Raw genomic sequence first — 5,019 nt, forward strand, 5'->3', positions numbered from 1 at the left:
CCTCGAGACTGGTCGCGACCTCGAGGCCGGTCGCCAAACGCCACCCGGCGGGCGACTGCGCCCACGCGGGCGCGGACAAGAGCAGGTAGGCGAGGACGCGCACCAGACGGTCGGAAACGGGCGCCGAAGGTAGCGCGGCCTCGAGGCCGCTACTCGCCGTAGACCGTCGTCTCGGGCCGGAACGCGAACCAGGCGAACGCGAACGTGTCGTGCGACTGGACCGGAGCCAGACGCTCGCCCTCGAGGGCGCCGGCGGTTGCCTCGCCGGTCACGCTCCACCGGCTTCCCGTCTGCCCGTCGCGGATCTCACCGTCCTCCCAGACGAACGACAGCGTGCGGCCCTCGAGGACGCGCCGGAACACGCCGGACGTCCCGACCTCCCGCGCCTGGGCGATCTCGCCCTCGCCCAAGGCCGTCACCGCGCCGTCCGTGTGAAAGACGACGATGGGCACGCCGCCGAGATCGTCCTCGAGGACGACGCGCTCTCGCGTGACGGACGCGGGGTAGGCCCGGAACGCGTCCTCGACCTCGACGGCGACGATCCGCTCCATCGGGACCAGCCCGCCGCCGGTCTCGCCCCGATAGAACAGCGGCGACCGGCCGATGTCGTCGTAGCCGACGTACGGGTTGCGCCCGTAGTCGCGGTCGTAGCCGGTCTCGCGCGACAGGACCAGCGCGGCGGGCGCGTCGTCCTGCGCTTGGGCAAACGACACGATCTGGGCCGGCAGCACCCTGAGATCGGTGCCGACCAGGTCCCCGACGATGGCCTCGCCGGTAAACTGCTGCCACAGCGTCTCGGTCTGCCGGTCGTACATGACCATGTCCGAGAACCGGAGCAGGCCCGACACCCCGAGCGACAGCGTCTGCGGCCCGTCCTCGCCCTCGATGCGGCGGTCGAGCGCGACGGCGCTGTAGCACAGCGGGCAGAACGTGACCGCGACCGGGACGCCCGCGAGGGAGTCGTTCACGATCTCGTGCCACGTCAGGATCTGCAGCGGGTAAACCTTCGCCTCGTCCTCGATGCGGAGCAAGACGACGGGCTCACGGTCCGCCAGCCACGACGACGCCTGGTCGGCGCTCACGAAACGGGGCGCGTCGAGGGCGGGGATCCCGTCCTTGGGCGGCCCGCCGGACTGCAACTCCGCCAGGTCGATGGTCCGCTTGGCGGTGTTCGTGTCGAACCCGGGAATCGCGCGCTCGGGCGGCTGTGCCTGGGTGCACCCGGCGAGAAGGGCGGCGGCGGCGAGCAGTCGTGTCGTCATGCTCTGAGACGCAGTCATCAGACCTCCGCCTTACGACAGAAGCATCCTCGAGGACGACGACGAGCTATGTCGTCCTCGAGGACGCACGTGTCCCCTCGCCTCTCCTCACCATACCGCTTCCCCTACACCGGCTCGTTGCCCGCGTCGGCCGGGCTCTGGATGCGGAACACGAACGCCGCGAGCGCACCGCCGGCGAACGTCGAGACGAGGTAGATCCACAGGTTGCCGATCGTCAGCCCCTCGCCGACGAACACGTCGACCAGGATCGGGCCGAGCGCGACGGCCGGGTTGAAGGCGCCGCCCGAGATCGGGCCGGCCGCCAGGGCGCCGGCCAACACCACGAGCCCGATCGCGAGCCCGTAGTGATCGTTCCCGGCCGTCTCCACGCTCGTCGCCACGTTCAGAATCACGAGGGCGAGCGCGAACGTGAACAGCATCTCGAGCAGGAAGAACGCGCCCAGGCTCGTCTCCTCCGCAGGCGTCACCTGCAGGACGTCGCCCGTCACGATGTAGGCCGCGAACGCGGCCAAGACCGCTGCCAGGACCTGGACCCCCATGTACGGCAGCACCTCCGACGTCGGGATCTTGCCCCGCAACCACACCGCGAGCGTAACGGCCGGGTTGTAATGCGCACCCGAGACGTGGCCGCCGAGGTAGATCATCGCCATCAGCATGCCCGCGATGGCGAGCGGCGCGAGCGCGCTCCCGATCAGCACCGTCAGGCCAATCGTGAGGACGAGAAAGAACGTGCCGATAAACTCGGAGACCAGCTTGGCAGTCATGGAGAGGGACTGTGAGGTGAGACGCAAAGCTACGGGGGAGCGACTCCACCGCCGGGTTGGAACGCGTGCATGCCGAAGTCTCGGACGAGTTGGAGACGGGACTCTTGAGGTTGTACTTCCTGCACATCCCCCCGACCTCGATGCCGCGTCGCCCGATGCACGTCGTCCCTCGCGTCGCCTCCGTGCGCCTCCCCCACATGTCTCCGCGCGAGGTCGAGGCCTACCAGCTCTTTATGATCGCTGAGGCCGGGATCGGGTACGTGCGGCTCCACGCCGGCCCGGATGCCGGACCCGAGTGCCTAGGAGCCCACCGGACGGTGATGACCATCGAGGACGCGATGGCCCTGGCTCCCATCCCGCACGAGCTGGGCCTAGGACGATGGTGCCGATGCACCTACCGCCCGGTCTCCTCCGCACGCTAGCTCGACCCCGGCGCGACGGCTCCTCGTCAACTCGAGGATGGCACCTCGAGGGCGACGCATCGAGGACGACCCGCAGTCTACCTTCCCCGTGTCTGCCCTCCCTCTTCATGGCGAAAGCGCGCAAGACCGGCGCCTCGTTCGACGACCTCTCGACGGCCTTTCGGCACGGCAAGTTCGCCCCGCTGTACTTCCTCTACGGGGAGGAGGGCTGGTTCATCGACGAGCTCGAGCGCTTGGCGATCCAGCACGCCATCGCGCCGCACGAGCGGGACTTCAACCTCGACGTCGTGTTCGGACCGGAGGCCAACGCCCAGGCCGCGCTCGCACAGTGCGCCCAGTTCCCGATGATGACCGAGCGCCGCCTCGTCGTCGTCCGGGGGTTCGAGAAGCTGGACGGCAACGCGGCCTTCGAGGCCTACGCGAAAGCCCCGAACCCGACCGCCACGGTCTTGCTCCTGTGCCACCGGAAGCCGGACTTACGGAGCAGGCCCTACGCCGCGCTCAAGAAGGCCGCGGTGTGGTCGCACTTCGAGACGCTCAAGGACCGGCAGCTCCCGAGCTGGGTCGAGGGCCGCTTCCGGGATTTCAGCGTGAGCTCCGAGGCCGGCGCGGCCTCGACGCTAGCCGAGCTGTCCGGCCCCGACTTGCGCTCGCTCGATGCCGAGGTCGACAAGCTGGTCACCTACGTCGGGGACCGAGCGCGGGTCACTCGCGACGACGTGCTCCGTGCCGCGGGCCACTCGGCCGAGCAGAACCCGTTCGCCTTGCAGGCCGCCTTGGGACGGGGCGACGTCACGTCGGCCCTCGCCATCGCGGACGGTCTGCTGGGGAAGGCTGGAAACCGGTCCTCGGAGGCGATCCGGATCGTCGCGTTGCTCTCGGCGTACCTGACGAAGCTGTGGAAGCTGACAGGCTGTCTCGCTGCTGGCGTCCCGCAGAGCCAGTGGGCCGGACAAATCGGCGTGCCGCCGTTCGTCGTCCGCGAGTACGAGCCGCCCGCGCGCCGGTACGGCCCCGACGGCATTCGGCGAGCGCTCGGCGCCCTTTTAGCGGCGGACCTCGAGCTTAAAGGGGGTGCCCGCCGCGATCCCCGGCTTACGCTCACCCTGGCCCTCCGGCGCGCGGCTGCGCCATCTCCTTAGCCTCCACTACGGGGATTCCACGAAACAGGGGCGTTCGCTGTTACAACAGGGGACCGGGCACACTCCTTGCGCGATTCCGAGTCGCTGACAAACCGGCGCCCGCCGGACTACCAACTCCAAACGCCCCCTCTATGCCGACACTGAAGAAGCAGACGTTCGCCAAGGCCACCGCCCGCACGGTGACCCCCGCGACCAAGAATCACGGCGTCCTCTCGCAGATGAATGACGAGGACCTGATGAGCCAGTTCCAGATGGGGACGGTCGAGGCCTTCGATATCCTGGTCGGCCGCTACCACGACCCGCTGACGAACTACATCTACCGGTTCCTGGGCGACGTCAAGGAGTGCGAGGACCTCTTGCAGGAGACGTTCCTCCGTGTCTACCGCAACCGGCACAGCTACCGCCGAATTGCCAAGTTCTCGACCTGGCTCTACACCATCGCCGGCAACCTGGCCCGGAGCGAATACCGCAAGCGGAAGCGGCGCCGGCTCTACAGCCTCCAGTCCGTGAACCGCGACGAGGAGGAGTACGAGGTCGAGATCCCCGACGAGACATTCCTCCCCGACAAGCACGCCGAGGGAACGATTCAGGACAAGTACATCCAGGAGGCGCTCGCGCAGATCCCCGAGGAGTTCCGCGAGGTCGTCGTGTTACGCGACGTCCAGCAGCTTGCCTACGAGGAGATCGCTGACATCACGGGCCTCCCGATGGGCACGGTCAAGTCGCGGATCAACCGCGGCCGAACCAAGCTCCAGGGCATCCTCAAGGAGGTCTACGTTCCCGAAGAGGACTAGCGCCCTCGAGGTCTATTCTGCGGGCGGTTCCCACCTCGGGAGCCGCCCTTTTTCGTGTCCGCCCTCGAGGGCGGATCGCCATGTTAGCTTGCCGCACCGAGGACGACGGGTTCACACGGAGGGCGATTGTCGCCAGGGCGGCGTCCTCGCAGGCTCTCCACTCGTGTCGCTTGCCCACAGTGCGGCAGGCCTGCTAGCTTAGGTTTCTCTGAGGGCCTTTAGCTCAGGGGTTTAGAGCGCTCGCCTCACACGCGAGAGGTCGATGGTTCAAATCCATCAAGGCCCACCCCGTGTACCCGCCAGTGGTTGCGAGACAACGTGTTTTATCCTTCCGGTTGAATCACGGCCAAGCAAGTTGTAGCTGAGCAGCGTTAGTTCTTACGGCGGCCGCGCCCGTCTCCGACGCTTCAGGTTCGTGAGCGAGTTGACGGAGATGTGGGGCGGCTACGCTCACCACAACGAGCAGTTCTCGAGCAACAACACGCACCGGGCACGCCGAGGCGTCGAGCGTGTCCACGGGTCCACGGGTCCACGGGTCCAGAGCAAAACGGCCGTCGTGATCCCACTCGGCGGGACGCTAGCGGCCGTCGGCGTGGCCGGCACCGACGCGCTGTGGT

Annotated in this window: 6 protein-coding genes and 1 tRNA gene; 5 read left to right on the forward strand and 2 right to left on the reverse strand. The window is 67.9% G+C overall.

Features of this window, described 5'->3' with window-relative positions; all coding sequences use genetic code 11:
• Positions 1-149 precede the first annotated feature (149 nt).
• Both WBA11_RS16505 and WBA11_RS16510 read right to left on the reverse strand, forming a co-directional pair.
• The gene (locus WBA11_RS16505) at positions 150-1,280 is read right to left on the reverse strand and encodes a DUF3179 domain-containing protein (RefSeq protein ID WP_424521743.1); all 1,131 of its coding nucleotides are present in this window, start codon (positions 1,278-1,280) and stop codon (positions 150-152) included.
• A 104-nt stretch (positions 1,281-1,384) separates the two neighbouring features.
• On the reverse strand, positions 1,385-2,044 hold the full coding sequence (locus tag WBA11_RS16510; protein ID WP_424521744.1) for an MIP/aquaporin family protein: 660 nt from the start codon (positions 2,042-2,044) through the stop codon (positions 1,385-1,387).
• A 197-nt stretch (positions 2,045-2,241) separates the two neighbouring features.
• Here WBA11_RS16510 and WBA11_RS16515 point away from each other — a divergent pair, with 197 nt between their 5' ends.
• From WBA11_RS16515 to WBA11_RS16535, 5 genes are all read left to right on the forward strand, one after another.
• Positions 2,242-2,466: a hypothetical protein gene (locus WBA11_RS16515; protein WP_424521745.1), complete on the forward strand. Its 225-nt coding sequence runs from the start codon at positions 2,242-2,244 to the stop codon at positions 2,464-2,466.
• A gap of 107 nt (positions 2,467-2,573) precedes the next feature.
• On the forward strand, positions 2,574-3,608 hold the full coding sequence (gene holA, locus WBA11_RS16520; protein WP_424521746.1) for a DNA polymerase III subunit delta: 1,035 nt from the start codon (positions 2,574-2,576) through the stop codon (positions 3,606-3,608).
• A 218-nt stretch (positions 3,609-3,826) separates the two neighbouring features.
• Positions 3,827-4,402, forward strand: coding sequence for an RNA polymerase sigma factor (locus tag WBA11_RS16525; protein WP_424521748.1), 576 nt, complete (start codon positions 3,827-3,829; stop codon positions 4,400-4,402).
• Between the two features lie 212 nt (positions 4,403-4,614).
• Positions 4,615-4,688, forward strand: a tRNA-Val gene (locus tag WBA11_RS16530).
• 129 nt (positions 4,689-4,817) lie between these two features.
• On the forward strand, positions 4,818-5,019 hold a 202-nt coding region (locus WBA11_RS16535; RefSeq protein ID WP_424521747.1), incomplete at its 3' end, for a hypothetical protein.

Source organism: Rubrivirga sp. (assembly GCF_049648075.1).
Taxonomy (GTDB): domain Bacteria; phylum Bacteroidota; class Rhodothermia; order Rhodothermales; family Rubricoccaceae; genus Rubrivirga.

What these genes read in the sequence shown, in the direction of transcription:
- WBA11_RS16505 (WP_424521743.1), bottom strand. Translation starts at nt 1,280, where the DNA reads ATGACTGCGTCTCAGAGCATGACGACACGACTGCTCGCCGCCGCCGCC.
- WBA11_RS16510 (WP_424521744.1), bottom strand. Translation starts at nt 2,044, where the DNA reads ATGACTGCCAAGCTGGTCTCCGAGTTTATCGGCACGTTCTTTCTCGTC.
- WBA11_RS16515 (WP_424521745.1), top strand. Translation starts at nt 2,242, where the DNA reads ATGTCTCCGCGCGAGGTCGAGGCCTACCAGCTCTTTATGATCGCTGAG.
- holA (WP_424521746.1), top strand. Translation starts at nt 2,574, where the DNA reads ATGGCGAAAGCGCGCAAGACCGGCGCCTCGTTCGACGACCTCTCGACG.
- WBA11_RS16525 (WP_424521748.1), top strand. Translation starts at nt 3,827, where the DNA reads ATGAATGACGAGGACCTGATGAGCCAGTTCCAGATGGGGACGGTCGAG.